Source organism: Kroppenstedtia guangzhouensis (assembly GCF_014637345.1).
Classification (GTDB): Bacteria; Bacillota; Bacilli; order Thermoactinomycetales; family DSM-45169; genus Kroppenstedtia; species Kroppenstedtia guangzhouensis.
The window spans coordinates 23,446-45,222 of sequence record NZ_BMEX01000009.1 but is presented as its reverse complement, the minus strand read 5'-3'; the positions used below and the strand labels follow the sequence as shown (position 1 = coordinate 45,222).

Genomic DNA, 21,777 nt, shown 5'->3' with positions numbered 1-21,777 from the left:
GGGCAGACCGGTGTTTTTGATCTCCTTCACATCCCCTCTGCAACAACGGGAATTTCAGCAGAGTCGAGGTGACCACATGTTATTTCGTGAGAAAATGATCGTCATCCACCAATCCTTCGGCACTCCCCGGGTGATTTATTCCCTACGCAACCGTCTGGAACGGCATAACATCCACAGTGAGCTGAGAATCCACCGTGGTAAGAAACAATGGACCACCTGCCAACTCCTCGTTCCCAAAAAGGATTCCCAAAAAGCATTGGATCTTCTCAACCGATACAAGCAGGAGTTGGAACAGGCCTGAGGGCTAAACTTCAACTCCCGCTGAGATAATCCCACAGATAAAATGTGGCATAACTCCGCCAAGGTGTCCAATTCTCCCCCCACTGCCGGACATCGGCTTCTGTCGGTTGCTGATCCAGCCCATAAGCTTTTTTCAGAGCATTTCGAAGTCCGATGTCCGCTGCCGGCAACAGATCGGAACGGCCCATTCCAAACAGCAAGAGGCATTCGGCCGTCCAGCGTCCCACCCCCCGCAAAGAGACCAGTTGATCGATCGCAAGCTGATCCGGAAGCGTTTTCATCCCTTCCAAATCCAGCTCTCCAGCAACAATTTTCCTCGAAATGTCGATAACATACTCCGCCTTCCGGCGATTAAACTGCAGTCGCTGCAGGTCCTCGTATTCCAAGCCGGCCACTTGGGAAGGGGTGGGGAAAACGGGCAACCATTCCTCTCGAAAAGGGATTTTCTCTCCTGCCCGTTCGATCAGACGCTCAATCAGGGTTGCCGCAAAGGCGAGGTTTAACTGCTGACTGATGATCGTTTTTATGAGGCATTCATACAAGGTGGGGTCCAAGACAAAGTGAAGACCTCTTCGTGATTCAAAAATGGGAGCCAAGCGGGGCTCCTTTTTCATCTGTTCATAAAAAGGTCCCAATTCCACATCCAGAGAAAACATCCGCCGGATCATGCCTTTTAAACATTGGCGATCCGCCTCAGAGAGCTCCTCCTCTGCCCGGACAAGAATTTGTGCACCGTCCCAGCCAATGCCCACCACCAACGGCCGGTCCTTCAAATGAAGGGTACGGTAAAAGAAACCCTCCCGGAACTGGTAGGCTGTCTTTTCAAAATGGGCCAGGCGACGGGTAGTCGCTTCAAAGGAGTAGGGTTGCACAGGCTCCAGTTGCAATACGACCATTCACGCCCCCCCTTTTTCGGAGTAACTTCCCCAATTATATCATTTCCTCTGGAAATGCTGTCCCAAGCGAGACTCCAGGGGGTCCTGACAAAGCCATTGGTGGAGGTCGAGACGCGCGACGGTCTCCGATCTCCTACAAACGCATTGCGAGACTGGGGAGGAAAGCGCCCTGGCGAGACTTGTGCTGTGGGTGCAAAAGCGAATCAAACTCCGCCGTCCTCACTCTTGTGGGTTCTTACCAATGTTTGTTGAAGGAGCACTGGAAGCGTTGTGAATTAGTGGCGGCCGGTCGGTCGGGATCGGCCTCACATGACCTTTACGTTGTTCTTACGATCCAAAATCACTCCATGTGAAACCCATCCCTCCCTGTGTTTCCCTCTGGAATTCCGGACACACCATACCCATACAGCTAACACCCAAAAGGCCACGGAAGCCCCATGACCTTTCTCTCGGTCCGGATTATTCCACCAACTCTACCCGAACTCCTTTTTTCACACCGAACCGACGGGCTTGATTCACTTGATCCATATATACATCGATCCGCTTTCCTTTGATGGCGCTCCCTGTATCCTGGGCGACACGATATCCGATTCCGTCGATATACACTCTGGACCCGATCGGGATCACCTCCGGATCCACAGCGATCGTCACTCCCTCCGCCACCCGGGCCCCGCTGGATGTGACACCGTAGGCGGGGTGGTCCGGGGATTTCCCTGTCGACTCGGGACCGGAAGTATAGGCGGTCAATGTGAATTCGCCGAGGGATTTCCCTCTGGCCATGACCGGGATCTCTTCTTCCTTCCTCTCATTCTGGACGACTTCCCCTTTGACGGGAACCCTCAGTTTCTGCCCCACGCGGATCAGGGATGGGTCTTTCAGTGCGTTCAACTTAGCGATGGTATGGACATCAGACCCATGTTCCCGGGCGATCCGGTACACGGTGTCTCCCTTTGCTACAGACACCGTGGTGTAGCTCGCCCCGGCCTCCGCTCGATCCGACCACGGTCCCCCGCTGTTCATCCCCGCCGCCAACACCCCTACTCCCGCCAGACTGAGAGCGGCCACGAACCATCGGTTTATGCTCATCGAAGATCACCTCATGAAATAATAGATTTCTTTTGCTAGATTCAATATCCATCTTCGCCCAATCCGTGGGGGGTTATACTTCCCGCTGCACAAAAAAACGGACCCAGAGGTCCGTTCTCATTCACACCTCGATTTTCCGATACCTTTCCCCGGCCAGGAAACCGAGACCCCGATACAGAGCGTAATTGCCACCCAATAACAACAGAAAAGTGCTTCCGTAAATCAGTGAGTCGGGCACATCGAGCCATTTCATCAGAAACACGATCAGAGCCACCAGGCCCGCCACAACCATTTGGATCATCATCATCAACAGGCCGTTGTAGCCGCCCCGGATCGCTTCCTGGGGAGTGTTCCAGTCGAGTCGGGGAATCATCAGATTGATGACGATTCCCACTCCGGCCATTCCGGCCCCCGCAGCGGACCCGAGGAGAAGTGTCCACAGGAGAACCCAAGCCCCTCCTCCCACCAGTATCTGCATCGCGACCACCACCCCAATCACAAAAAGGGTGAAGACCATCGCCAACAGCCACTTGGCCAATACTTGCTGACCTGGGGAGACGGGAAGGCTTTTGGACAGGGCGAATTGTTTACCCTCCCGGGAGATGCTGGAGACGGACACCCCGTTCACACCGGTGAGAAAGGCGATCGCCCCCACACCGCTCCAGATCAGAAGTTCCTCCATGAAAGGCAGGGATTGAAGATCCGCCACGTCTTGAGCCCCATTCCCACTCACCCACATCGGAACAAACATCATCAAGGGAAAAACCAAAACCCCCAGTATCGCCTGCAAAAGGAAAGCGGAAGTCCGGAACAGCATCCGCCACTCTTTTCGGAACATGGCTCCCAGTGGCCAACTCTCTTTCCCGACGGACTCCCTCCAGTCGGCACGGGTCCGCTTCCCGCCCATTCCTCCCGTGCCACCGAGCAAGCCCTGGTAATAGAGCCAATCGGCCAATTTCACCGCACCGATCGCTGCCGGCAGGCTGACTCCCAAAAACAGTAACCAGGCGACTCCCCCGCCTCCGCCGATGGGTAAACGAAGAAGCTCTCCCACCCAGGTTGCCGGGGGAAGCCAGTGGCTGATCGTTTCCGTCAGACCACCGGCGGTCAGCCAAGTTCCCAGCGTTTTCGTATCCTCCATCCGTTTCATCCAGTCGCCCCGAATCAACACCTGAAACCCCAGTATAAGCAATATCCCCAGAAATGGACCGATCGCACGCAGATAACTTCGGCTTCGACGAAGGTGGGTCACCCGCATCAACCCCATCGCGAGGACGGCAGCCAGGCTTAAGGGTAACAAGGGGAGAATCACCATCGTTGGGATCAGAGAGGCATAATATGGGAAACCCAGCTCCTCCGACCAGCCGTAGACGAGCAACCCCGGGAGAAAGATCAACGCCAGGAGGAGCACCTCTTCGATCCAGACACCAATCATCCGCGCGCCGAACACCTGGGCAGGGGTGACCGGGAGGGAAAGCGAACCCTCGCTGTCCTTAGCGAAGTAGAGTGTACCGATGATATGGAAGAAGCCGAAAATGAAAACTCCCACCAGGCCAGCCGCCGTTGTTAAAACCGGAAATGCATCCGCCTGCCCTGCCCATTTCAACCCCTCATATATCCCCTTGTAAAAAAGGAGAATCAATGAGCCAAAAGGGAGGAGACACAAAAGAAACAACAGCGCCAACAACGGTTCCCATATCCCTTCCTTCCGCACCAGATATCGATCTCTCAACACAGAGATCCGGAAATGACTTCTTAAAGAGACACGAATCAGCGCACGCCACACCCTCATCCTTCTGTCAGCTCCAGAAACAGGCGTTCCAAGGTTTGCTCATCCGCCACATCGCCGCCGGTCCCTTTGCGCAGTTGCTCCAGTTTTCCCGTGGCCACCAGCCGACCCTCTTTCAGAATGGCCAGACGGTCGCATAAACGCTCCGCCACCTCCAACACATGGGTGGAGAAAAAGACAGTGTCGCCCCTGTCGCTATGTCTGCGCATCTCTTCCTTCAGAATGGCCGACGATCGGGGATCCAGACCGACCATCGGTTCATCCAGAATCCAAACCGGTGGCTGATGGATCATAGAGGCGATCAGACTGATCTTTTGTTTCATCCCCCGGGAATAGCTGTCGATCAGATTCCCGATCACCGACTCCATCCCGAACCGTTCCACCCATTCCGGGATCCGCTGTTTGCGGATGTCCGTCTCCACCTGGTAAATATCCGCCATGAAGTTCAGGTATTCCAATCCGGTCAACCTGGGATAAGGATCGGCACCATCGGGCACATAGCCGATCTTTCTTTTTGCTTCGACGGGGTGATCAATGATGGAGACTCCGTCCACCTCGATCTCCCCCATATCCGGCTCCAGGATTCCGGTAACCATCTTGATCGTAGTGGTCTTCCCCGCCCCGTTGGGACCAAGAAAACCGAAGATCTCCCCCCGCTCCACTGTCAACTGCAAACCCTCCACCGCCGGTCTTCCTGATTTTCCATAGGTTTTACTCACATTTCCAAACCAGATCATAGGTTTCAATCAACATTCACGCCCTTCTGTCCGATTTAAGAAACAGGTTATTGGAAGCAATGTTTTTGGCCGCGTTGATGTCCCGATCGTGATGAACACCACATTCCGGGCATGTCCATACTCTAAGGTTGAGATTTTTCACGTCTTTGTTTCTGTAGCCACAGCGAGAACAGAGTTGGATGGAAGGAAAAGTTTTACCGACTTTGACAAGACTTCTTCATTTAGCCTTATACTCCAACATGGCCGCAAACTCAGACCATGACGCATCGGTGATGGACTTTGCCAGCTTGTGGTTCTTTACCATGTACTTGACTGGCAGGCCTTCCAAACAGATCACTTGGTTTTCGCGAATCAGTTTGGTTGACAGCTTATGCAGAAAGTCATGCCTTGCGTTGGCGATCTTTTCATGAATCTTTGCCACCTTGACTTTGGCTTTGTGCCAATTGGAACCGCCTTTTTGACGGCGGGACAGGATCCTCAAGATATCTAACGCAAAAAAGAGAGCAAAAGAGGTCAGGCTGAGAGGTGAAAACCATTCCCCTCCCTCGCCTGACGCTCGCTCTCAGTCCCCATAGCTGAAGCCAGGAGGAGTTTTCTCGCTCGCAAAGATATAAAACTCATCCCGGTCCCTTTAGCCCACCCCGACTAACCGACGATTTGGGCCAACATCCAGCTGGAACCATAGAAAACCATAAACTGTACTCCGGAACCCATTCCCAGAATCCGATTCAGTAAACCGCCAACAGTGGCAACCGCAAAGGTGACAAGGATTCCCACCAGCTCACCTTCATAGAAGGCGAGTACTGCAACCAACCCCATAAACATTCCGATGATCGCTTCATGGCTGATATTTTTCATCACCCAAACAGTCGCTTTCCGTGCATAGTTCATTGTAAATGGGTAAGCAATCAAGAAAGCCACAATCATTCCCAACAAACCATAGATCAAGAAATCCCAAACACTGAGCAAGCTGTGCAGATTATGGACAGGATCGCTCGTGAACACCGGAGGCGCATTGAACAGTGCCGCGGCGGGTCCGAGGGCAACGGGACTCAATGGAATTCCAAAGGCGACCAACGGAATCACGGTTTCTGCAATGTAGGTGGATTCCGTTACTCCGTTCATGACTGAAAGACTGGTCGTCGACTTCTTGTACAATCCACGTGTACGTGCAGCAGTTGCTTCTCCGAACAGCGATGTCATTCCCACAGGGCTGAAGGCAAAGGTAAGAGAGGACAGAAACGCGGCCCCACTTGTATACGCGGTCTGCCTTTTGGTCAACACCCGAAAGGGATTGGGAAAATAACCACTCCAAGAACGAACCTCCGGTGCCAGATGATACTCTTTCGGCCGGTCACGCAACAAACTCTGTCTGGCAGAAGAAGAGAGCGCAAACATCATATCAGCAAACATCGGCCCGATGGCAATCCCCAAGAAGAAGCTGATACTCAAGTTTTTCCCCAGATTGTCAAAGGCCATCAGATTCAAACTTTGCATCAACATTGCAAGGGGAAGGATCAGCACGATGCTAACATACCTTCCTTTGGAAAAGTATGCAATGATCACTGCGGCAACAGTGAAGATCACACCGGCAGATTCCTTGAATAAATCAGAAAACCCTGCAAGCAGTTGGGCAAAGGCAAGGGACACTGGCAGAGCGATAAAAGCGGCGAGCACCCCTCCCGAAACCATCTTGCGCAACGCCACATGGGGCACTCCAATCCTCCTCAAAGCCGCTGCGTGGTCCAGCAAAGGAACGGCCATCGTATCCCCGGGCACACCCATCAGTGCAGTGGGAATGGCATGGGTCAGATGTTTCGCCAAGATTGCCGACATAAAAAAGGCAAAAACCGCTTCCGGGGGTGTTCCCAGCAAAACAACGATTAATGTAAAGGGTACAAGAGTGGCGGTTTCATCTGTCCCGGAAATGAGACCGATAATTGAAAAAATAATTCCGCCAATGATCGCCAACAGTAATGAAATGAGGAGAACACTCATGAAGAACGGTCCCCCTTCCCGACGAAAATGTGGGAAATCCCCAACTCTTCCATCTCTTTGCGTGTAACCGCATCCTTTTGAATCATGTCAGCCTCTTCACTCGGATCAATCTGCATATCATGCAATATCGCCTCAATCTCTTCCGGGGAGGCTGTGGACTCGATGAGAAATCGTTTGGGCCTGAATAGGAGGGCAGCGATCAGGGTTGCCGCCAAACCACTCCCAATTCCCAACAGCAGAGAGTAAGAAAGGATCATCTTTTCATCCGCAATAGCTGGAAACAGCCGCTTGCCTGCCAAAAAACCGGTCAAGCTGAAGGTTGCACAAAGAATGATGGAAACAGTCACATGAATTGGATGGACTGTGTCGCCCAAAATTTCGATATACTTCTTTTCCGATTTTTGCATACGCTACCTCCGATTTCTGACTTTAGTCAACAAGTTAGTGATCGTATCAAAACGAACATCTTTCGCCTGCACTGCCAGTTCCACTGTTTGATCGATCTCCCATCCTTTCGCACCTGCCATGACCGCCAGGTTGCGGGCATGCAGTGCCATATGCCCTTCCTGGATCCCTTCAGCGGAAAGTGCTCGAACAGCAGCGAAATTCTGCGCCAAGCCGACCGCAGCAATCACACCGGACAGCTCCTCCACCGACCGGACCTTCATTATTTTCAGAGCCAGCTGGGCAATGGGATGAGAACGCGTCGCTCCGCCCACGATGCCAACCGCCAGCGGCATTTCCAATGTGCCCACCAAATTGCCGGCACTGTTTACTTCCCAATGTGTGAGGGAACGATATTGCCCCGAACGCGAAGCATAAGCATGGGCGCCAGCTTCGATTGCACGTGTATCGTTACCTGTGGCCAATACCACCGCCGAAATGCCGTTCATTATTCCTTTATTGTGTGTAGCGGCCCGGTATGGATCAGCCTCAGCAAATTCATAAGCACGAAGTATGTTTTGGACAATTGCATCCCCACCGATTGAAGCGCTTTCAAAAACAGCCCGTGCCCGCACTAATCGACGGTCAGCCAAATTGGAAATAATACGCAGAATCACTTGACCGCCGGTAATACTTTCAATCTTGGGGGCAACTGCTTCGGCCATGGTGTTGATCGAGTTCGCACCCATGGCATCTTTCGTGTCAACCAAGAGGTGAACCACCACCATTTTTTTCCGGGCAGTCTCAATCACATGTACCTCCAGATCTTTGGCACCTCCCCCCAGGGATACCAATGTGGGATCTTTTGCATTGCATTCTTGCAACAGTGCTTCTTTGTTTTCGTAAATTCTCCCCATGGCCCCATAAGGGTCGCTGATGCCAACCACTTGAATCTGCCCACGCATGATCGAACCTGTAACGGTGACATGAAACCCCCCCGTTTGGTAAGCCAATTTTGCAGCATGGCTGGCAGCAGCAATAACGGAAGGTTCTTCCGTCGCCATCGGAACAAAGCGATCCATCCCATTGATTTTAAAATTGAGTCCAATCCCCAGGGGAATCGACATGTATCCGATTGCGTTCTCCACCATACGGTCGGCCACCGTCATCTCAAGGGGAGTCCTTCCGCACAAAAGATCCCTCTCCTCCTGGGTCAAATCCGCTGCTTCGGCCACCATCTCCAGACGTTGTTCCGCCGTGAGACGATAAAAACCGGGTATACGTGTGCTCAAACGATGTCACTCCCTCACTTGTATAAAAATGGTTAACACTTTGGCTGATTGTTGATCGGCTGGCAGGAACAAATGTGGCTTCGTCCCTTTGAAATAGGCGCTGTCCCCTTTGTGCATCACATGTGAAGCGCTTTCGTAAAAGAGTTTGATGCTTCCTTCCAAGATAAAAATAAACTCATCTTCTTCATGGGTATACGATTCAATTTCTGCAAGGTCAGGATCAACTGTTACAATCATCGGCTCAATCTTGCTTGAACTGGGTTGGTTGGCCAATTTCTCAAATGCATAGCCGATTTCCAGGCTGTTTCCATGCGTGGTTCGTTTTTCTTTGGGGATGATCAACAGATCTTGCTCTTCCTCTTCTTCCCGTAACAACCACGCCAGAGGTTGGTTCAGTTCCTTGGCGATTTTGGACAGGGTTGCAACGGCGGCCGAGGCACGCCCATTTTCAATCTTGGACAACATGCTTTTGGTTAAATTGCATTTCTCCGCCAGAAGCTGCTGTGTCAACCCTTTCCGTAATCTTGCCTTACGAATGCGTTCTCCCAATACAGTGAGATCGATGGGTAAGCCCTCCCAAAGAAGCGTTGTGATTTTTTTCTGAGCGGTCGAGATGGGCTTTCACATGACCTTTTCGCTGTTCTGAACTGCCAATCCGTGTGAGACCCATTCCTCCGTGAGGTTGTTTTTCGCCAACGCTTCTCGAGTTTCTTATAATTCAACTATGTTGAATTATTTGATACATAATATACTCTACCTCTAATCTTTTGTAAATACCCAATTATAGGTCTACTCCCCGATCAGGATGTCATGATCAGACAAAACAAAAACGGACCCAGAGGTCCGTTTTCCCTTTACTCTCCCGAAAGTTCATCCAGAGTTTTGGTAAAGCCGGGGGCGAAATGTTCCAGAAAATAGTCGACCTCCGGCATTTGCAGTTGATCCATCCGCTCCTTCAGTTCATCCCGAGCCACGATGAATTCCCGGTTGCCGGCGGAGATCTCGGTGAGGCACTTCAGATAACCATCCAAAAGATCGGCTCCTTTCACCCAGCGATATAATTCGGGATCCTCGCTGAGGATCAGGGGCCGGTAACAGTCCTTGAGCTCTGCCGGCACCATATCGCAGAGGCGATCCGCCGCCAGAGATTCCAGCTCCCGGAATCCTTTCTGAATCCGGGGGTTGTGGTGTTTCACGGGACCGGGGATGTCTCCGGTGATCACCTCCGTGACATCATGAAAAAGAGCCAGGGTGACTGCCCGTTCCACCGGGACTTCTTTACCGTAGATTTCCGTGGCAATCGTGCACAGGGCATGGGTCAATACCGCCACATGATAACTGTGTTCCGCCACATTTTCCGGCATCACACTGCGCATCAGATTCCAGCGCTGGATCAGACGGAGACGGAACAGCTGAGCGAAAAAGGCATTCAAACTTTCCACCTCGGTCCAAGGATGTATGTCAGACAAGCTTTCCTTTCGCCATCGAAGCGGTCCGTCCCTCCCCACCCAACCGGGCAGGCCGGCCGAGACAACATTTTTCATATTGGTCGTGGATCACAATCACCGAGATCATAAAGATCAGACCGATCTGGGGAGCAAGGATGGGATAATCATACATTCCATGACCGAGTAGAGCAAAGATGATCGAGATCAGCACCCCCGCCAATCGCTTCTCCTCTTTGGTTTTTGCGGACTTTCGCCAGCGGCGTGCCCGACTGGTGGTGACCACGATCAAGCTGAGGAACAAAAGGAGTCCGACCACCCCGAAATCTGTCGCCATTCCCAGAAAAACATTGTGAGCATGGAACAGATACCGCCCCGTCAACTGATCAAACAGATAACTGAAGTGTAACGGGAGGACACCTGTCAACCAGTTTTCCGTAAACAACCGGAAGGAGTTCTGCCAGACAAAGATCCGGACCTCTGCGGTTGCAAACAGGGTCTCCTCCCTGGGAATCAATGTTTGGTTGGTATAGATCACCAGCCCCAGCATCACCAAGCCGAGGAACAGGAGGATGGTGCGTTTCCGGTTTCCTGTCATCCAGACCTGGATCAGAAGCCCGATCACCAAGCCCACCCAGGCCCCCCGGGAACCGGTGCACCAAATGGCAAGGCAAATGACGGCAAAGGTCACAAAAGCTCCGGTCTTCCGCCAACGACCCACCAACACCGAAGAAGCATAGATACTGAGAAGAGCCAGGCAGATCAACATGGCGGCAGCCAGGTTGGAATTGGATGCGGTGCCGATGCTGCGGACGGATGCAGCCTGTTGCATCGGATAAAAACCCAGCAAATAAAAAAGAGTGGACTTTTTAGTCGGAATCCAATCCACACGTTGTAGAATGGTCACAACTGCCGCGTACATACCAAAAAGCCAAAATTGGAGGTAATACTTCTGAAATCGCCGCCAATCCCAGTTAAGTCCTACCTTGACCCAGCGGGAAAGAAGATAGTAGAGACCGAACATCAAGACTGGGATCAATCCGACGGGCAACCAACCCATCAAGAGATAAGGATTGAAAAACCAACTGATCAGAGACCAGACCATAAATCCGAGAAAAATACGCTCCGGCCATCCGAGGAGATTCCATTTGTCTTTGTTCGTGAAAAGGATGACAACCCCCAGTAACAACAACACCACCGCAGGAAAAACCGGTGATATAATAATGGTGATTCCCAACAACTGCATCCAGCGTTCATTACTTCTCTCTTTATGCGAGCCCATATCCACAAAAAGACTCCCTTTATCCCAAAATTGCAGTACCCTCAGCATTATATCCATCCATTGGGAAAAGAACAAGATATAGAAAAACATGAACCTCGGGGTATGAAATCAGGGAGCCAAAAGGTTGAGCACGGCTTCAATACTGTGGGAGGGATGAATGTTTTGCCTCCATTCCAACATGCGCTCCCGGAGTTGGTCAAAACAAGGGTCTCCCGCCAACAGCTTTTCGAACCAGACGCTCAGCCCATCATCATTTGCCACCACTTCCGCCAGTCCCTGCTCCTCCATGAATCGGCCGTTTCTTTCCTCATGTCCCGGAATGGAACCATAGATGAGCAGAGGCTTTCCCTTGGCAATGGCTTCGGAACAAGTCATGCCTCCCGGCTTGGACACGATCAAGTCCGCCGCATCCATCAAGTCCGGCATCTCATCGGTGAATCCCTGGATCCGGATGCGGGGGTGTTGAAGCCCGGGATCCCTCTCCAGACTTTCTTTCAATCGCCGGTTGTGACCGGTACAAACCAGAATCTGCATGGAATCCTTCCATTTAGCCGCCATCTTGACCAGCCGGTCAGTTTGCCCCATCCCCATACCCCCACCCAGTATCAAGACGGTCGGCAACTGGTCGAGCCCCAGCTTACGTCGGGCCGTTTCCCGGGTCTGCTCCATCCAAAATCGGGAATCCGTCGGGATCCCCGTCGCATAAATCTTTCCCGGTTCCACTCCCATCTGTGTCAGTTGTTCCTTCACCCCGACATGAGGTACCAGGTAACGGTCCACTTCCGGCTGAACCCAAGAACCGTGTGCGGAAAAATCGGTGATCAAGGTGCAAATAGTCACCGGATATCCTTTCCTTTTCAGCCGGGCCATTCCCGAACTGGAGAAGGGATGGGTGGAGATCACCAAATCAGGTTGTTCCCGTTTGACATAATCGGACAAGCGGGGATACAGGGTTCGGTAAAGACACCACTGCGCCCATTTGGGGAAAGCACGGGAATGATGGCGCCCATAGATGATTTTCCAAAGAGAAGGAGCTTGCTCCAGCATCGAAAGATAGGAATGGAGCAACATCCGGCTGACCCGGGGACGCAGCTCACATCCCAATTCCACGACCCTGACCTCAACCCCCGGGTTTGACCGCTGAAGCCCTTTTGCCAGGGCTTCAGCGGCTTTCGTATGTCCTGAACCAAAATTCTCCGATACGATCAGGACTTTTTTTCCCTCGGGACACGCCTCTTTTTCCACCTTTAAGAGAGCGGGATCAGCCCAGGTCGCTCGGTCGATCATACCCGTTCCACCTTTCCCCCACACCGGACCGGTGACCGGTGTTTGGGCTGGAATCACCTTCGTTTATCGTCCGTCTTCATTGGAATTGCTCCTTATTATACCACAGACGACTGCTGGAAAAATCATCGTCCCTTCCCCCTTCTCTTCATCAAAAAAGACAGGCACCGATCCGCCTGCCTGAAGATCACCATCATTAAACGTGATTTTGCCTTCAGAGGTTTCTCCAATTCGGGATCCAGTCAAAAAAAGGGACCCCCACAGATGGGAAAGATCCAACTGTCACGGAAAATGAACACAGGAAAAAGGCTGCCCGGAAGGCAACCTTTTTCCTGTCGCAGTTGCAAAACGCCCCTGACGACTTCTTCATTTCCCTCCCAAGAATTGTGACATCCCCTGGACTGCTTCCCCGGCATCCGCTCCCTCAGCAATTACTGTGATTTCCGTGCCGGATAAACGCCGCATCAGGACCATCCTGCCCCACTTCTTTGCATCATACTCTTTGTTCCCATACCGAAGTGTAAGCTTGGATTGATACTTCTTCGCCTGATTCACGATCTCCAGAGCAGTGAAATAGCGGTGCAGCTTCACTGTTTTTTCATTTTTGACTCCATCCGGTGCCCCATCATCGGGGGAAGTTCCCGGATCCCGGGATGGCTCATCCGCCGGAGGCTCACCTGCTTCAGGAGGTTCCACCGGGTGACCGTCGTCTCCTCCCTTCCCATCATCCCCTGTCTCCGGATCTTCTTTCTCTTTGGAGGGAGCAGCAGGATCTTCATCAATCTCTTTCTCCTGTTCATCAGAGAGTATCCCGTTGATTTTTTCCTCCGCCTCAGATTTACTCATGGAAGAAAAACCGCTGCGCAAGTCAATCCAGATGCCGCCTTTGGGCCGTGCCAGCGAAACTTCCTTCAGCGTATCCAACTCGAGGGAATGCATGGCCGCTTCCTCCGCCTCCATGCCTTCGACACGGAGATACACATCGTGAAGGACGATGGAGGGCATCAAGGAGTCGATTTGCAAGGGTTTATCAAAACGGATAAAATCCTCCGGCTTGATTTTAAATCCAATGGCACTGGCTTTCAACGACAACCCCTGAATCGTCACAGGGCCCGGATCCTGCATGCTCACCCCCCAACTCCCCTGGCCGGTGGAATAGGATCCGCCCATTCTCATTCCGGATATTTTGGATTGTCCGATATTCATTTTCAACACCAAACCATGATGACCGGATCCCAGCCCCAGCAACATCCCTTTGGACTCAATCCGGTCCGCGCGGATCACCAGGGCTTCCGATGTTTTCCCGGATCCGGCGGCGGACACGGAAGGTACGGAGACCATGAGAAGTGATAAGATCAAGTAAACAACAACAAACAGCTTTCCTTTTTTCAACGGCGTTCCCCCTCCCGCGTACCGCAGATCCCCTGTTCAGGGAACGGGAAACCACTTTTTTTCAATTGGATAACGGCTTCCATCATCCGGTGGCGGATTCCCGGATCTCCACTTTTTCATCTGAAGAACCCCCGTCTGTCCCAGCTTGGCCCAAGCTTTTCCCCCCATCCCAGGCTACACAAAGACATCCGCCCACGATTCCCAGCAGCATCCCGATCACCATGCCGCCTAAGGCCCCCATCAGGGAGAGGATGGAGAGGAGGATCCCGAAGATACCGAGAACCCGAACATAGGAGGGCATAAACCAACCGATGATGCCACAGGCTAGCAAAAGACCCCCGAACAGGATTCCGGTGAAGGCGAAGTTACCTGGAACAAAGGTGAGCCAGTACAAATGGACCGGGATATACAAGGTGAACAGCCCGGACAGGATGAGCAATATCAATCCCGCTCGGGGTCGGTGCACCGATCTTTCCTTTTTAGCGCCCCTTTTGGACAGGTCTGTCCCGGGCGGCGCCTCTTTTTTCATCACATCCGACTCACCCATGCCGAATCACTCCTTCCTGAAAACTTTTTTGAATCAGTGGTGGCCAGGTCGGCCGGGATTGGGTTTCACATGACTTCTTAACTGCCATAATCTCTTCATGTGAAACCCAACTCTCGAACGGCTCTTTCACAATATTTCCAGTATCACTTGATTTTGTGCAACTCCAGTTTCATTCCCGGTAGCGAAATGCTGTTATTGTAGAGGTAATGTCCTTGGATCTTCGGCTTCTTCAACACCAAAACCGGTGCATTCATCTCAAATTTCCGACGGAAATCATTGGAGTAGTTATCTTTGATAGTCAGCTTTTTGAAATTATGGTCCGCCGCGATCCGGGTCATGTCCAGCACCATTCCGGTGGATGTGACTTCCCCGGAGGCAGTGATCATAATCCGGAATTTGGTACCCCCGGGCGCATTGACATCTTTGTACAGTTTCAACCCCTTGATTTTGGCATCCATCTCAGTGGCCACCTGGGGGACCGATTTTTTTTCACTGGTTTCCCCCACATGGGGAAAGAGCTTAAACTTTGTGATGTTGATCTGATCCGCCTCAATCGTAAATCCCCCGACGCCGGCTATGGGCACGGCCATCGCCACCCCCCCCGCATAGATACCGGAGACCACAGCCATCAGAAGCGCCAGCGAAATCGTCAAACTGGACCAAAACAACTTCCCGCGATACCTCAACAGATTCACCCCATCCTTTGGATTCTGTTTTGATCTGGAAACGACGTCGACCCATCCATGACTCGGATCCCGCTTTGAAAGCGATTACAGGAAAGGGCTTCTAAAGGTGACAGCCTCTCACCCGTTTCATCATTGGATCCTTTTCCCAAAATAACTGACAGCAGTCGGGGGTGTACTACCACCCGACAAAAGATCAATGGCCTTTTTGGTGTTATCAGGAATTGTATAATCATTCATACTCTTCAGCAACCCTCTTTATTGGGGAATAGAAACCCCCATAAACATAGGGGGGCACTCCAATTTCATGCGTTTGACAGGGTTGATTCACCAAAAATGGGCAATGGAGGGGATCGTGGTCCTACCAAAGTGACCTTTTCACCACAGGGGTACTACAATCCAGACGGGCTGAAGCCCTGGAATGAAGGTTGTCATCCTACCCAGCGGGAAATTTTACGGGAGGGGGGGTAGGGGCAACATTCTTCCTCTGGTGATACTTTGTAATATGGCTTCGCCCTGCCCGATGGTTAGATTTGGAACAGACAGGCTACACCCCGTTGCTGGATGGCAGAGCGCGACCGGGGAAGACACGACGGGTGCAAAGGTCGCGTGGTAGCACATGATCTCCCCATCCAACACGTGGTTCATCAAGAACCCTAATATTGATATACTTCATTCAAGATGAAGAGCCTGTCATCCGGACAAAGTGAAGAATATTCAAAGAAGGGGGCGGTTGGGATGCAGATTCCAGCCTTTTTGACCACTCCTTTGATTCCTCGTCAAGAACTGCAACAAATAATCGATACGATCCACTCGGGCTACCGGGAAGGTCTGGCCAACTGGAAAGTGAAACTGTCCACTCTTCATGCAACGGAAGAGGAAAAGCGCTCCATCCATGAGCTGTTTCATTTTCTGATGCGAAACATCAGTATGATCCCCTCCCAGTCCGAAGAATTTGAAAATAAGTTCCTCCATTTGATCCGGCGGCGCCGGTCCGTCCTGAACAACGCCCGGATCATCCTCACTCTGGGGATTTTTGAGGAAATCATCATGGAGTTGCTCTTAAAAGACCCGCATCTTCCTGAGATTCATACTTACTATCGCTGGCTTCATTCCTTGGTTCTCTCTCTGACCTTCTCCGTTTACCATCAAGAATGCACGAAAGAAAATACTGGCTCTTCAGAAAGTGGGACTTTCCCCGACGAGATCCGGAAAAGTCCCGACATCCACTCCCTGCCCTCCCCCTGGCAGACAATTCTCCGCTTTGATGAACTGCTGTTAACCTCCCGCTCCCTGGAAGAGTTGCTGACAGATTCGGTTCAATTTATCGTGGAAAAAACCCAGTTTCAACGGGGAGCCCTGTTCTGGTACTCCTCCGTCACCCGTACCGTGGAAGGCATCTATTCCTATCAGGTGGACCTCACCGAAGTGCGGCAAGTTCGGGCATTGGAATCCAACATCCCGGGAATTGCATGGGCCATCCGGGAGACTAAACCCATGTATCTGCAGGACGCCAAGCTTTTCTTTCCCCTCCATTATGTAAAACAGTTTCGGCTGACTTCCTTGCTGGCTTGCACCCTGTACGGGGAAAACAGGCAACCTGTGGGCTTTCTCCTGCTGGACCAAGACGGGAAACCCTTCGATCCCCCGGATTCCCAACGCTCCCATCTGTTGGAGATTTTGGTCGCCCGGGTCTCCATGGTACTGCGGGTCAAGCTGTATGAGAGCACTCCCTTCTTCCCCAGCCCCCCCGCTTCCAAACTGCTGACCCGCAGAGAGCAGGAACTCCTGCAGATGATCGCTTACGGCTACTCCACCAAACACATCGGCGAGATACTCCATATCAGCGAGCATACCGCCGCAGAGTACGCTCAGACCACCCTGAGAAAACTGAATGCCAAAAACCGTCCGGAAGCTGTTGCTAAAGGCTTTCGCCTGGGAATTATCCAGTAAGGGTTATATCCGGTCCGGGAATCGGAAACCATAGATGATAGATTCCCAATAACTACCGAAGAGAAAGCCCTGCTCCATCTTGACGCACCCTGTCTTGAAATACTATAATTCTACAAAAGAAGTGAAAAGAACTTAAAAATTCCATTCCGGAATTTTCGGTTAAGTTCGGGGGGACGGCGAACAACCTCCCCTTTCCCCCACCCCCATAAGGACAAATCCTCTCCTTTCACCCCAAACGATGTCCATGGTTCCCGGTTCGGCGAAAACGTCGACATCCCTTCAAAGGTGGTGTATAACCATGACAGCTCTCCTTCATTTCAACATGCAGGACGGAGACTGGGTAAGAGGAAAAACGAACAAAGACGAGCTGTTCCAAGGATATATCGAGTCGATCAACTTAAAAAAAGGAACCGTGAAAATCCGGGTGACTCAATCGGACAACCAAAAAATTATCGGTGAGATTTCTGACAGCACCCCGGACCGGATCCGTCTCTTGGAAGAGATGCCGCCGGATCGGGAAGGTCATCTCCTCAATTTTATCGATCTCGCCCTGTCCACCAAGGACAAGAAATGGTTTATGGAGTTGACCGACACCTTGAAACAGACACGCGTCATGAAAAAAGACGGATTGGCTTCCTGACGGATTATGATAAAAAAGGGGCCACCGCGCTTGGAGGCGGGTGGCCCCTTTTTTTCGTTCCCTGGAAAATATTGTGGTTACAGATACATTTCTCTCACTTTTTCCTGTAACGCTTCATCCTCCAGATACTCATCATAGGTGGTCATCTTGTCCACCAGACCCCGGGGTGTGATCTCCATGATCCGGTTAGCCACTGTCTGGATCAACTGGTGGTCGTGGGAGGTGAAGAGAATCGTCCCCGGAAATTCCTCCAACCCCTTGTTCAAAGCCGTAATCGACTCCATATCCAGATGGTTGGTCGGCTCATCCAGAAGGAGAACGTTGGCTCCGGAGAGCATCATGCGGGCCAACATACAGCGCACCTTTTCCCCTCCGGAGAGTACCTGTGCCTTTTTCATCACTTCATCCCCGGAAAAAAGCATCCTTCCCAGAAATCCGCGGACAAAGGTCTCCGATGGATCCGGGGAGTATTGACGGAGCCAATCGACTAGGTTGAGATCCACTCCGTCGAAGTATGCATTGTGATCCTTGGGAAAATAAGAACGGCTGGTGGTGATTCCCCAATGAACCTCCCCGGCGTCGGGTTCCAATTTCCCGGCGAGAATCTGCAGCAGTGTCGTCTTTGCCAGACCGTCCGGCCCGACAAAGGCCACCTTGTCTCCTTTATTCAGGGTGAACCGAAGGTTGTCCAACACCTTTTCGCCGTCCACGGCTTTCGACAACCCTTCCACCCGGAGCAGATCGTTCCCCGCTTCCCGCTCCGGCTCAAAGTGGATGAAAGGATAGCGGCGGGAGGAAGGCTTGATATCCTCCAGACTCAGTTTCTCCAGCATTTTCTTGCGGGAAGTGGCCTGCCGCGCCTTGGACTTGTGAGCGCTGAAGCGGGCGATAAAGGTCTCCAGTTGTTTCCGCTTCTCCTCCAGCTTCTTGTTCTTCTCCTTGGCCATGGCAAGCGCCAGCTGGCTGGATTCGTACCAAAAATCATAGTTGCCCACATAGAGACGGATCTCCCCGAAATCGATATCCGCCATGTGGGTGCAGACGGTGTTGAGGAAATGACGATCGTGGGAGACGACAATCACGGTGTTGTCAAAATTGAGGAGAAAATCCTCCAGCCACCGCACCGCCTGAATATCCAAATGGTTGGTTGGCTCATCCAACAGCAAAATATCCGGTTGGCCAAACAACGCCTGGGCCAACAGCACCTTCACCTTGTCATTGCCTTCCAGGTCCTTCATCTTTCTGGTGTGAAACTCCTCGGAAACTCCCAGCCCCGATAAGAGCTGAGCCGCCTCCGCCTCCGCCTCCCAGCCGTTCAGCTCGGCAAACTCCCCTTCCAACTCCGCCGCCCGCACCCCGTCCTCCTCGGAAAAATCCGGTTTGGCATAAAGAGCGTCTTTCTCTTTCATAATGTCATAGAGCCGTTCATGGCCCATGATCACCGTTTCCAGTACCGGCACCTCTTCATATTGGAAATGATCCTGCTTCAGCATCGCAATCCGCTGACCGGAAGCCACCTGAACCTCGCCTTTGTTCGGCTCGATCTCCCCCGCCAGGATCTTCAGAAACGTTGATTTCCCCGCCCCGTTGGCCCCGATCAGGCCATAGCAGTTGCCCGGGGTGAACTTGATGTTCACATCTTCAAACAGCTTCCGCCCGCCGAAGCGCAGGCCGACGCCTTGCACCGTAATCATGTACGCATCCGTCCTTTAAACCTGATCCATTCCCACCTATTGTAACATGGAATTCCAAGGAGGGGATGGGGAGTTCGATGGAAGACAAAGAAGAAAGCACAGTATGTGTCCCAACAGTCGGAAATATGTTAAAATACCACTTGACGAAGGAAGAACGATCTGTCCCGACTTTCCGGACCGAGAAAAAACCTCACGTGAAGTTCCCGCTTCTCGTGAGGTTTCCGGCCCCGGAAAACGGGACCTGCGCCAACGTTCTTCCTTCGTCTTTATTATATCCAAGGCGGGTCAATACAATGCACTGCACAGAGATGTTGGCCCATTTTCAACTGAATCCCACCCAGGTGAGTCGTTTGATGCAAAGAAACCGCCCCCCAGGCGGCTTCACTCCTGGTCTTCATTCACCTTCCGGATCTTCTCCATCACATCCATCGGACCGTCAAACACGGGACCATCATACACCTGGGCCTGCATCAGGTCGACCTCCCGATCCGCCTCCTTTTCATCCTCTTGCCCTTGTGGAGATGGCCCCTCTTCCGCCTGGCCCGTCAGTTCCCCGGCTTTTTCATAGACATTCTTCTCGTTTTCATCTTTTGGTTTCATGTGATCCTCCCTGAGCTGGAAATCGTTTATAAGGGTAGGATGCGCCGGGAACGGTGAAATACACATATACTTCTAAGGTGAAGAGAAGGGATTCTCACGTTAGGGCATTATCAAATCAACTTATCGAAAACTCCGAAGAAGAGGCCTCTTGCTCCGGCTCCAGGCTTCCCCTTTTTTGGCCGGGAATCAACGACTGATATCCAGTGATCTATCCCAATTAACTGAACATTCGTAATCACTTTCTCCCGAAGCCGGATGTCCGGATCATGTTTGTGATTATTTGCTCCCGACTCCCGTCTTTTTCTGTAACAGATAAACGTCCTGGATCACATATCCTACCGTTTCCGCCGTCTTATTCTGCTTTGCTTCCATCCGGGTCAACTGCTCCCGGATCCCGGCCATCTCCTCTGATACGTACCGATACAATCCGGTGATCTGTTGGTCCATGTCCGTGGCCAGCTTGTCCACCTTCTCCGTAAGGGTCCCCACCTTATTTTTCAGCTGTTGTTGTCCTTCCTTAAGGATCCCCACCTCATTTTTCAGCTGTTGTTGTCCTTCCTCCAGGCCTTCCAGCTTGGCCATGATCGCGGCCAGCATCTCCCGATCTGTCACCGGTTATTCCCTCCCATCTGCTACGGTAGGCCTCCCCCACGAAGCCGGTATGGATCACCAGCCAGACCATTCGCCGTCGGGGTCTGCCAACATCACCGGGTGGTTGTTTTAGCATAAGTATACCCGTTTTGGGTCAGGGCGTCATCTTCGTCTCCTATAAAAGGAAAAGAATCACTCATCTTTCCCCAGTATGTGTTGCACTGCTTGATTGTTTCAATTGAGTTTGCTGACGCGGGTGGGATGTTTCGGGTCCTTTGGATTGGGAACCTGGTAGACGGAAAGAATTTCGAAATCGATGCAATCCGTTAAAGCATCTCTCATATGAGTCGCTGCGTGTGGGTGATGATCCAACAGCTGTTTTCTCAGGTAATTCAGACCGACAAAGGATTTATCCCCGCTGTTCTCAAGCCGGTCGACGTGTTCGATGATGATCTCCACATGCCCATTATAAAATGCCCCTTTGGAGTCCCCAATCAACCCCTACTTTCCGGAATCATCACAAAATAGGATGGGCCTTCAGAGGGCTCCATCCTTTTCACTATTTCTTCCTTACCGTTGGGAAACCACTTCCACATCCGATGCCTTGACGAAAACGTAGCGGTGGTTGAAGTGGATCCGGTAGTATTCATCGTTTCCGGTCACCAGCTTGTGGTTGGCATAGGGGTCATGGGTGAAGACCGATGCGTGGTAATAGTCGCTGTTCACCTTCTCCTCGGCCACATAGATCTGGCCGGCGGGGAAAGAAAAACCCCGTTCGGGGTTCAATTCAGCTTTCAATTGGACCGTTGTTGAAAGCAAATACATTCTCGTTAACGAACTTCCGGCATCAACCTTCACCAGGCTCAGTTTTTATGGGTTTCAATTCTGCTGTTACCGAGATAGAATCACCGGTGATCTCCTGCACCATAAACACGGATAAGGACATCATGACAGCTGCAACCAACCCAAATTTAATCCACTTCATCCTGAAATACACCTTCCTTGTGTAAATCCTGTTGTAAATAATACATATTAACGATCGCCTTCTGAAATTCTTCCTTGTCCAATTTTTCTTGGGACTGTGCCAATTTGGATAGGGCAATATGTTATGTTCTTTCGGCAACCGTTTATTTTCCCCTCCAAAACTTCTGTTTTAAAAGTTCGACATAACAAGACATAAATCG

Annotated in this window: 23 protein-coding genes and 1 pseudogene; 3 read left to right on the top strand and 21 right to left on the bottom strand. The window is 51.7% G+C overall.

Going from position 1 to position 21,777, the window contains the following annotated elements; all coding sequences use genetic code 11:
• Nucleotides 1-76: 76 nt before the first annotated feature.
• The gene (locus IEV46_RS12240; protein WP_188432840.1) at nucleotides 77-301 is read left to right on the top strand and encodes a hypothetical protein; all 225 of its coding nucleotides are present in this window, start codon (nucleotides 77-79) and stop codon (nucleotides 299-301) included.
• A gap of 10 nt (nucleotides 302-311) precedes the next feature.
• On the opposite strand, the gene IEV46_RS12235 is transcribed toward IEV46_RS12240, so the two are convergent.
• The 15 genes and pseudogenes from IEV46_RS12235 to IEV46_RS12165 form a co-directional block, all read right to left on the bottom strand.
• Nucleotides 312-1,196 carry a DNA-3-methyladenine glycosylase family protein gene (locus tag IEV46_RS12235; protein WP_188432839.1) on the bottom strand — a complete coding sequence of 295 codons (885 nt, stop codon included), beginning with the start codon at nucleotides 1,194-1,196 and terminating at the stop codon, nucleotides 312-314.
• Between the two features lie 459 nt (nucleotides 1,197-1,655).
• Nucleotides 1,656-2,282 carry a 3D domain-containing protein gene (locus IEV46_RS12230; protein ID WP_188432838.1) on the bottom strand — a complete coding sequence of 209 codons (627 nt, stop codon included), beginning with the start codon at nucleotides 2,280-2,282 and terminating at the stop codon, nucleotides 1,656-1,658.
• A 121-nt stretch (nucleotides 2,283-2,403) separates the two neighbouring features.
• A complete protein-coding gene (locus IEV46_RS12225) occupies nucleotides 2,404-4,074 on the bottom strand; it encodes a putative ABC transporter permease subunit (RefSeq protein ID WP_188432837.1) in 1,671 nt (556 codons plus the stop codon).
• Complete coding sequence (locus tag IEV46_RS12220; RefSeq protein WP_188432885.1) at nucleotides 4,071-4,808, bottom strand: ABC transporter ATP-binding protein; 738 nt, start codon at nucleotides 4,806-4,808, stop codon at nucleotides 4,071-4,073. The genes IEV46_RS12225 and IEV46_RS12220 overlap by 4 nt, the downstream gene beginning before the upstream one ends.
• Nucleotides 4,809-4,824: 16 nt before the next feature.
• Nucleotides 4,825-5,286: pseudogene (locus tag IEV46_RS12215) on the bottom strand (RNA-guided endonuclease TnpB family protein); the annotation flags it as partial.
• Between the two features lie 167 nt (nucleotides 5,287-5,453).
• Nucleotides 5,454-6,806, bottom strand: a complete 1,353-nt coding sequence (locus IEV46_RS12210) for a tripartite tricarboxylate transporter permease (RefSeq protein WP_188432836.1) — start codon at nucleotides 6,804-6,806, stop codon at nucleotides 5,454-5,456.
• Nucleotides 6,803-7,213 (bottom strand): hypothetical protein, encoded by a 411-nt coding sequence (locus IEV46_RS12205; protein ID WP_188432835.1) that lies wholly within the window; start codon nucleotides 7,211-7,213, stop codon nucleotides 6,803-6,805. Before IEV46_RS12205 ends, IEV46_RS12210 begins: the two co-directional genes overlap by 4 nt.
• Before the next feature lie 3 nt (nucleotides 7,214-7,216).
• The gene (locus IEV46_RS12200; RefSeq protein ID WP_188432834.1) at nucleotides 7,217-8,482 is read right to left on the bottom strand and encodes a hydroxymethylglutaryl-CoA reductase, degradative; all 1,266 of its coding nucleotides are present in this window, start codon (nucleotides 8,480-8,482) and stop codon (nucleotides 7,217-7,219) included.
• A gap of 6 nt (nucleotides 8,483-8,488) precedes the next feature.
• Complete coding sequence (locus tag IEV46_RS12195) at nucleotides 8,489-9,031, bottom strand: helix-turn-helix domain-containing protein (protein WP_268235899.1); 543 nt, start codon at nucleotides 9,029-9,031, stop codon at nucleotides 8,489-8,491.
• Between the two features lie 305 nt (nucleotides 9,032-9,336).
• Nucleotides 9,337-9,924 (bottom strand): 5'-deoxynucleotidase, encoded by a 588-nt coding sequence (yfbR, locus tag IEV46_RS12190; protein ID WP_188432883.1) that lies wholly within the window; start codon nucleotides 9,922-9,924, stop codon nucleotides 9,337-9,339.
• 19 nt (nucleotides 9,925-9,943) lie between these two features.
• The gene (locus IEV46_RS12185; RefSeq protein ID WP_188432833.1) at nucleotides 9,944-11,257 is read right to left on the bottom strand and encodes an O-antigen ligase family protein; all 1,314 of its coding nucleotides are present in this window, start codon (nucleotides 11,255-11,257) and stop codon (nucleotides 9,944-9,946) included.
• A gap of 60 nt (nucleotides 11,258-11,317) precedes the next feature.
• On the bottom strand, nucleotides 11,318-12,496 hold the full coding sequence (locus IEV46_RS12180; RefSeq protein WP_188432832.1) for an MGDG synthase family glycosyltransferase: 1,179 nt from the start codon (nucleotides 12,494-12,496) through the stop codon (nucleotides 11,318-11,320).
• Nucleotides 12,497-12,859: 363 nt separating this feature from the next.
• Nucleotides 12,860-13,885 (bottom strand): HPr family phosphocarrier protein, encoded by a 1,026-nt coding sequence (locus IEV46_RS12175; RefSeq protein WP_188432831.1) that lies wholly within the window; start codon nucleotides 13,883-13,885, stop codon nucleotides 12,860-12,862.
• Between the two features lie 82 nt (nucleotides 13,886-13,967).
• Nucleotides 13,968-14,432: a DUF6114 domain-containing protein gene (locus IEV46_RS12170; protein WP_188432830.1), complete on the bottom strand. Its 465-nt coding sequence runs from the start codon at nucleotides 14,430-14,432 to the stop codon at nucleotides 13,968-13,970.
• 143 nt (nucleotides 14,433-14,575) lie between these two features.
• Nucleotides 14,576-15,127 carry a DUF6230 family protein gene (locus IEV46_RS12165; protein ID WP_188432829.1) on the bottom strand — a complete coding sequence of 184 codons (552 nt, stop codon included), beginning with the start codon at nucleotides 15,125-15,127 and terminating at the stop codon, nucleotides 14,576-14,578.
• Nucleotides 15,128-15,853: 726 nt separating this feature from the next.
• On the opposite strand from IEV46_RS12165, the gene IEV46_RS12160 reads away from it, so the two are divergent.
• The gene (locus IEV46_RS12160) at nucleotides 15,854-17,068 is read left to right on the top strand and encodes a helix-turn-helix transcriptional regulator (RefSeq protein ID WP_188432828.1); all 1,215 of its coding nucleotides are present in this window, start codon (nucleotides 15,854-15,856) and stop codon (nucleotides 17,066-17,068) included.
• 298 nt (nucleotides 17,069-17,366) lie between these two features.
• Nucleotides 17,367-17,708 (top strand): IDEAL domain-containing protein, encoded by a 342-nt coding sequence (locus IEV46_RS12155; RefSeq protein ID WP_188432827.1) that lies wholly within the window; start codon nucleotides 17,367-17,369, stop codon nucleotides 17,706-17,708.
• A 77-nt stretch (nucleotides 17,709-17,785) separates the two neighbouring features.
• Here the strand turns inward: IEV46_RS12155 and IEV46_RS12150 are convergent, their stop codons facing one another.
• The 6 genes from IEV46_RS12150 to IEV46_RS12125 all read right to left on the bottom strand — a co-directional run bounded on the left by IEV46_RS12150 (nucleotide 17,786) and on the right by IEV46_RS12125 (nucleotide 21,578).
• Nucleotides 17,786-19,402 carry an ABC-F family ATP-binding cassette domain-containing protein gene (locus IEV46_RS12150; protein ID WP_188432826.1) on the bottom strand — a complete coding sequence of 539 codons (1,617 nt, stop codon included), beginning with the start codon at nucleotides 19,400-19,402 and terminating at the stop codon, nucleotides 17,786-17,788.
• A gap of 381 nt (nucleotides 19,403-19,783) precedes the next feature.
• Nucleotides 19,784-20,002, bottom strand: coding sequence for a hypothetical protein (locus IEV46_RS12145; protein ID WP_188432825.1), 219 nt, complete (start codon nucleotides 20,000-20,002; stop codon nucleotides 19,784-19,786).
• Between the two features lie 276 nt (nucleotides 20,003-20,278).
• Nucleotides 20,279-20,614 (bottom strand): hypothetical protein, encoded by a 336-nt coding sequence (locus IEV46_RS12140; protein ID WP_188432824.1) that lies wholly within the window; start codon nucleotides 20,612-20,614, stop codon nucleotides 20,279-20,281.
• A gap of 213 nt (nucleotides 20,615-20,827) precedes the next feature.
• A complete protein-coding gene (locus IEV46_RS12135; RefSeq protein WP_188432823.1) occupies nucleotides 20,828-21,091 on the bottom strand; it encodes a hypothetical protein in 264 nt (87 codons plus the stop codon).
• A gap of 72 nt (nucleotides 21,092-21,163) precedes the next feature.
• Nucleotides 21,164-21,412, bottom strand: a complete 249-nt coding sequence (locus tag IEV46_RS12130) for a hypothetical protein (RefSeq protein ID WP_188432822.1) — start codon at nucleotides 21,410-21,412, stop codon at nucleotides 21,164-21,166.
• A 28-nt stretch (nucleotides 21,413-21,440) separates the two neighbouring features.
• Entirely contained in the window at nucleotides 21,441-21,578 is a 138-nt protein-coding gene (locus IEV46_RS12125; protein WP_188432821.1) for a hypothetical protein, read from the bottom strand.
• Nucleotides 21,579-21,777 lie beyond the last annotated feature (199 nt).

Bases quoted from the DNA above. Each gene is read 5' to 3' on its own strand.
- IEV46_RS12230 (WP_188432838.1), bottom strand. From the start codon at position 2,282: ATGAGCATAAACCGATGGTTCGTGGCCGCTCTCAGTCTGGCGGGAGTA.
- IEV46_RS12185 (WP_188432833.1), bottom strand. From the start codon at position 11,257: ATGCTGAGGGTACTGCAATTTTGGGATAAAGGGAGTCTTTTTGTGGAT.
- IEV46_RS12240 (WP_188432840.1), top strand. From the start codon at position 77: ATGTTATTTCGTGAGAAAATGATCGTCATCCACCAATCCTTCGGCACT.
- IEV46_RS12180 (WP_188432832.1), bottom strand. From the start codon at position 12,496: ATGATCGACCGAGCGACCTGGGCTGATCCCGCTCTCTTAAAGGTGGAA.
- IEV46_RS12125 (WP_188432821.1), bottom strand. From the start codon at position 21,578: ATGAAGTGGATTAAATTTGGGTTGGTTGCAGCTGTCATGATGTCCTTA.
- IEV46_RS12145 (WP_188432825.1), bottom strand. From the start codon at position 20,002: ATGAAACCAAAAGATGAAAACGAGAAGAATGTCTATGAAAAAGCCGGG.
- IEV46_RS12220 (WP_188432885.1), bottom strand. From the start codon at position 4,808: ATGATCTGGTTTGGAAATGTGAGTAAAACCTATGGAAAATCAGGAAGA.
- IEV46_RS12155 (WP_188432827.1), top strand. From the start codon at position 17,367: ATGACAGCTCTCCTTCATTTCAACATGCAGGACGGAGACTGGGTAAGA.
- IEV46_RS12170 (WP_188432830.1), bottom strand. From the start codon at position 14,432: ATGGGTGAGTCGGATGTGATGAAAAAAGAGGCGCCGCCCGGGACAGAC.
- IEV46_RS12205 (WP_188432835.1), bottom strand. From the start codon at position 7,213: ATGCAAAAATCGGAAAAGAAGTATATCGAAATTTTGGGCGACACAGTC.
- IEV46_RS12160 (WP_188432828.1), top strand. From the start codon at position 15,854: ATGCAGATTCCAGCCTTTTTGACCACTCCTTTGATTCCTCGTCAAGAA.
- IEV46_RS12235 (WP_188432839.1), bottom strand. From the start codon at position 1,196: ATGGTCGTATTGCAACTGGAGCCTGTGCAACCCTACTCCTTTGAAGCG.
- IEV46_RS12210 (WP_188432836.1), bottom strand. From the start codon at position 6,806: ATGAGTGTTCTCCTCATTTCATTACTGTTGGCGATCATTGGCGGAATT.
- IEV46_RS12150 (WP_188432826.1), bottom strand. From the start codon at position 19,402: ATGATTACGGTGCAAGGCGTCGGCCTGCGCTTCGGCGGGCGGAAGCTG.
- IEV46_RS12225 (WP_188432837.1), bottom strand. From the start codon at position 4,074: ATGAGGGTGTGGCGTGCGCTGATTCGTGTCTCTTTAAGAAGTCATTTC.